The organism is Polaromonas sp. P3_C2 (genome assembly GCF_056402675.1).
In genome coordinates, this window is the sequence record NZ_JBFUGX010000363.1 from 1 (window position 1) to 4,235 (window position 4,235).

Genomic DNA, 4,235 nt, shown 5'->3' on the forward strand with positions numbered 1-4,235 from the left:
GGCATGATGGGTTTCTGGGTCACACACCCCAGGGAAAAACATCCGCTCATCGACGTCGTCGACCGCGACTTCGTGTTCCTGCTCAACGCCTACGACATCGAACCCGGCAGCATGACGCCGAAGATCATGACCATGCTGGACTTCAACCTGTGGAGCTGGAACAGCCGCATCTTCCCCGGCATTGACCCGCTGGTGGTGCGCAGGAACGACAGGGTGCGCATACGTGTGGGCAACCTCACCATGACCAACCACCCGATGCACCTGCACGGGCACGAGTTCACGGTGACCGGCACCGACGGCGGCCCCACGCCGCGGCCGGCCCGCTGGCCGGAAGTGACGACGGATGTTGCCGTGGGCCAGATGCGCCAGTTTGAATTTCTGGCGGACGAGGAAGGCGACTGGGCTTTTCATTGCCACAAAAGCCACCACACCATGAACGCCATGGGTCACGACGTGCCCACCATGATTGGCGTGGACCACCGCGGTCTCGTCAGGAAAATCCAGAAGGCTGTGCCCGACTACATGGTGATGGGCGAACGCGGCATGGCCGATATGGGGGAGATGGAGATGCCGATCCCCGACAACACCGCGCCCATGATGACGGGCAAGGGCCCCTACGGCGGCGTGGAAATGGGCGGCATGTTCAGCGTGCTCAAGGTGCGCGGGGACCAGAAGCCCGGCGAATACAAGGACCCGGGCTGGTACCGGCAGCCGGCCGGCACGCAGGCTTATGAGTGGAAGGGCGCCCTGCCCGACCCGGYCCGCCCCCAGCCTGGCAATCCGGCCGCACCTGCGGGCGGCACTGAAATCAATATCCGCAAACCCCAGGGCCATACCGGCCACTGACCCAGAACCTTGAGGAACACCATGAAAACCCAAAACGCTCTTAAATTGATAGCTGCTTGCGCTTTACTGTCGGGCGCTACAGCCCTGTTTGCCCAACATGGCCAGACGAGGGGTGAAAACCCCGCAGCAAGTCCCTACGCGGGCCAGCAAGCGCGCGGCATCAAAGCCCTGTCGGCGGCACAAACCGCTGACCTTCTGGCCGGCAAAGGCATGGAACAAGCCAAAGCGGCCGAATTGAACGGTTACCCGGGGCCCATGYACGTGCTGGAACTGGCCGGCCCGCTGGCGCTGAGCGCCGCGCAAAAGCAGGCCAGCGAAGCACTGATGAACCAGCACAAGGCCGAGGCCCGCGCGCTGGGCGCCAGGCTGGTGGAGGCCGAGCGTGACCTGGACAGCGCCTTTGCCGGCAGGCAGGTGAACGCGGCACAGGTTGATGCCCTGACCCGGCAGATTGGCCTGCTTCAAGCCCAGTTGCGTGCCTCGCACTTGCATACGCACTTGCAACAGGCAGGTTTATTGACACCGCAGCAGATAAACCTTTACGCGGATTTGCGCGGCTACAGCGATGCGCCGGGCACAGCGGCCGGGCATCCCGGGCACCAACATTGATTTGACTTTGAACTTTTGACTCTTTAACTTCATCCACAAGGACCACACCATGAACCCACTTACCGCCATTCTTGCCGCCGCCGTTGTTGCAGCTTCGGCCGCGCCGGCTTTCGCCCACGGCGATGCTGTCCACAGCCCCAGTGCTGCCCCGGCCCCGAAAGAGCAAAAGCCCTGGGGCATTGCGGGCGATGCCAGCGCAGCCACACGAACCGTCACGCTATCCATGGACGACAACATGCGGTTCACACCCGACAAGCTCTCGTTCAAGCAAGGCGAAACCGTGCGTTTTGAAATCCGCAATCGCGGCAAACTTTTGCATGAACTGGTGATCGGGACCCAAAAGAATCTCGACGAACACGCGGCGATGATGGTGAAGTTTCCGGGCATGGAGCACGACGAGCCCTACATGGCGCACGTGCCGGCGGGCAAGTCGGGCGGGTTGGTCTGGACCTTCAACCGCGCCGGCGAATTCGACTTCGCCTGCCTGATCGCCGGCCACTACCAGGCAGGCATGGTGGGCAAGATCACTGTTGCGGCCCGCTGATCCGTTCACACAAGGAGCACACATGATGCAAAGACGACAACTCATCCAGGTGACGGCCGCGATTGCAAGCGCCTCAGCCCTCACCCCGGCACTGTGGGCCCAGACCCAAGTACCCGTCGAAGTCTGGAAAGACCCTGACTGCGGTTGCTGCAAGGACTGGGTGGCGCACCTGCAGGCCAACGGGTTCCAGGTTCGCATTCACGACAGCGGCAACACGGCGGCGCGGACCCGGCTCGGCATCCCGGAAAAGCTCGGCTCCTGCCACACGGCGGAAGTCAGCCTGGCCGGCAAGCGCTACGCACTGGAAGGCCATGTGCCGGCCCGTGAGATCTACCGCCTGCTCAAAGAGAGCCCGCAGGCCGTAGGCCTGGCCGTTCCCGGCATGCCGGTGGGCTCGCCCGGCATGGATGCGCCGCTTTATGGCGGACGCAAAGACCCGTATGACGTGCTGCTGGTTCACCGCGATGGCAGTACCCGCATTTACCAAAGCTATCACCGCACCTGAAAGGATTCCCCATGAAACGTTTTAACCGCATAGGGGCTGCCCTCTTTGCCGTACTGGCCACGTCGCTTGCCCTGGCGCAGGCGGCCTTGCCGCCGACCGAAGGCGAAGTCCGCAAAGTCGACAAGGAGGCCGGCAAGATCACCCTCAAGCACGGTGAGATCAAGAACCTGGACATGCCCGGCATGACCATGGTGTTCCAGGTCAAGGACCCCGCGATGCTGGAAACCGTGAAAGCCGGGGACAAGGTCAGTTTCACTGTGGACAGGATCAACGGGACCTATACCGTGCTTTCCATCGAACCCCGCAAGTAAGCGCCCACCGGCACGATCGCCAATCCGCTCTCATTTTGATAGCTTCTTGCGCTTGTCCTGATTGGCCTGCAGGCCATTTTTACCAATAGACAAACTTTGCCTGCAGGCCGGCAGCGGCCCCATGCTATGGTTCGGCGCATGCCTAAAACCATTCGCTACACCCTGTTGTCCCTGCGCGATCTGTGGGTCTCCGCCGGCCCGTTCATCCTGCTGGCGGCGGCGCTGCTGGTATTGGCCTATTGGTGGCTGGACCCGAACCCGCCCAAGCGGGTAAGCCTGGCGACCGGCCCGGCGCAAAGCGCCTATGAAGAATTCGGCAAACGCTACGCCAAGGCGCTGGCTCAGGAGGGCATCCAGGTGGTCCTTGTGCCCTCGGAAGGCTCAGCCGCCAACCTGCAGTTGCTGCGCGAAGGCAAGGTGGACGTCGGTTTTGTCCAGGGCGGCACCAGCGACTACACCGCCCAGGATGAAGAAGACCTGTCGTCGCTGGGCAGCCTGTTTGTGGAACCGCTCTGGCTGTTCTACCGGGAAGATGCGGCGCGCAAAGTAGCTGCCGCGGCACGGGCCGCGAAGGCGCCAGGCAGCCGACTCGCCCCAAAGGCAGACTCCGCGGATACGGGCGAAGACGCCAGCCTCACATCGCTCACGCAATTGCAGGGCCTGCGCGTCAACCTGGGAACGCCAGGCAGCGGCGTCCCAAGCCTGATGGCGAAACTGTTCGACAGCAACCGCATCGATCCCGCTACGATGAAAGTGTCGAGACTGGAGCAGACGCCCGCGACCGTGGCCTTTCTGGGCGGGGAACTGGACGCGATTGTGTTCGCGTCCGCCCCGGAGTCGCTGATGGTGCAGATGCTGCTGCAAACCCCCGGCGTCAAGCTCATGAATTTTGCCCAGAGCGAAGCCTATTCGCGGCGCTTTGCATTTTTGACGCCGACCCGCCTGCCACGCGGCGTGGTGGATCTGGCGAGCAATATTCCGCCCGATGACGTACGGCTGGTCGCATCGACCACCTCACTTATCACGCGCTCCGGTATTCATCCCGCGCTGCAGCAGCTGCTGGCCCAGGCCGGCAACGACATCCATGGCGGGGCCGGCTGGTTCAAAAGCGCCCGCGAATACCCGAACCGCGACAACAGCGAATTGCCCATTGCCAAGGAGGCCGAGCGCGCCATCAAGAACGGCACCCCCGTACTGCAGCGCTACCTGCCCTTCTGGGTGGCCAACCTGGTCGAGCGGATGTGGCTGGCGATGGGCATCATCATCGCCATCATGCTGCCGCTGTCGCGCATCATCCCGCCGCTGTATGCCTTTCGTGTGCGTTCACGCATCTTCCGCTGGTACGGCCAACTGCGCGACATCGAAAACCGCGTGGAAATCTCCGGGGAAAACAGTGGCAACGCGGCCTTGCTGGAAGAAC

6 protein-coding genes are annotated in these 4,235 nt (G+C 62.8%); all 6 read left to right on the top strand.

Annotated elements, in window-relative coordinates:
- Positions 1–846 (top strand): multicopper oxidase domain-containing protein (locus tag AC1DWI_RS15070; protein ID WP_477725123.1); only part of this gene is annotated, 846 nt, incomplete at its 5' end.
- Positions 847–867: 21 nt separating this feature from the next.
- Positions 868–1,455, top strand: a complete 588-nt coding sequence (locus tag AC1DWI_RS15075) for a Spy/CpxP family protein refolding chaperone (protein WP_477725124.1) — start codon at positions 868–870, stop codon at positions 1,453–1,455.
- Between the two features lie 49 nt (positions 1,456–1,504).
- Positions 1,505–1,999 carry a cupredoxin domain-containing protein gene (locus AC1DWI_RS15080; protein WP_477671440.1) on the top strand — a complete coding sequence of 165 codons (495 nt, stop codon included), beginning with the start codon at positions 1,505–1,507 and terminating at the stop codon, positions 1,997–1,999.
- Positions 2,000–2,021: 22 nt separating this feature from the next.
- Positions 2,022–2,504, top strand: coding sequence for a DUF411 domain-containing protein (locus AC1DWI_RS15085; RefSeq protein WP_477671439.1), 483 nt, complete (start codon positions 2,022–2,024; stop codon positions 2,502–2,504).
- Positions 2,505–2,515: 11 nt separating this feature from the next.
- On the top strand, positions 2,516–2,815 hold the full coding sequence (locus AC1DWI_RS15090) for a copper-binding protein (protein ID WP_477671438.1): 300 nt from the start codon (positions 2,516–2,518) through the stop codon (positions 2,813–2,815).
- A 138-nt stretch (positions 2,816–2,953) separates the two neighbouring features.
- A partial coding sequence (locus AC1DWI_RS15095) for a TAXI family TRAP transporter solute-binding subunit (protein WP_477725125.1) occupies positions 2,954–4,235 on the top strand: 1,282 nt, incomplete at its 3' end.

Bases quoted from the DNA above. Each gene is read 5' to 3' on its own strand.
- AC1DWI_RS15080 (WP_477671440.1), top strand. From the start codon at position 1,505: ATGAACCCACTTACCGCCATTCTTGCCGCCGCCGTTGTTGCAGCTTCG.
- AC1DWI_RS15085 (WP_477671439.1), top strand. From the start codon at position 2,022: ATGATGCAAAGACGACAACTCATCCAGGTGACGGCCGCGATTGCAAGC.
- AC1DWI_RS15090 (WP_477671438.1), top strand. From the start codon at position 2,516: ATGAAACGTTTTAACCGCATAGGGGCTGCCCTCTTTGCCGTACTGGCC.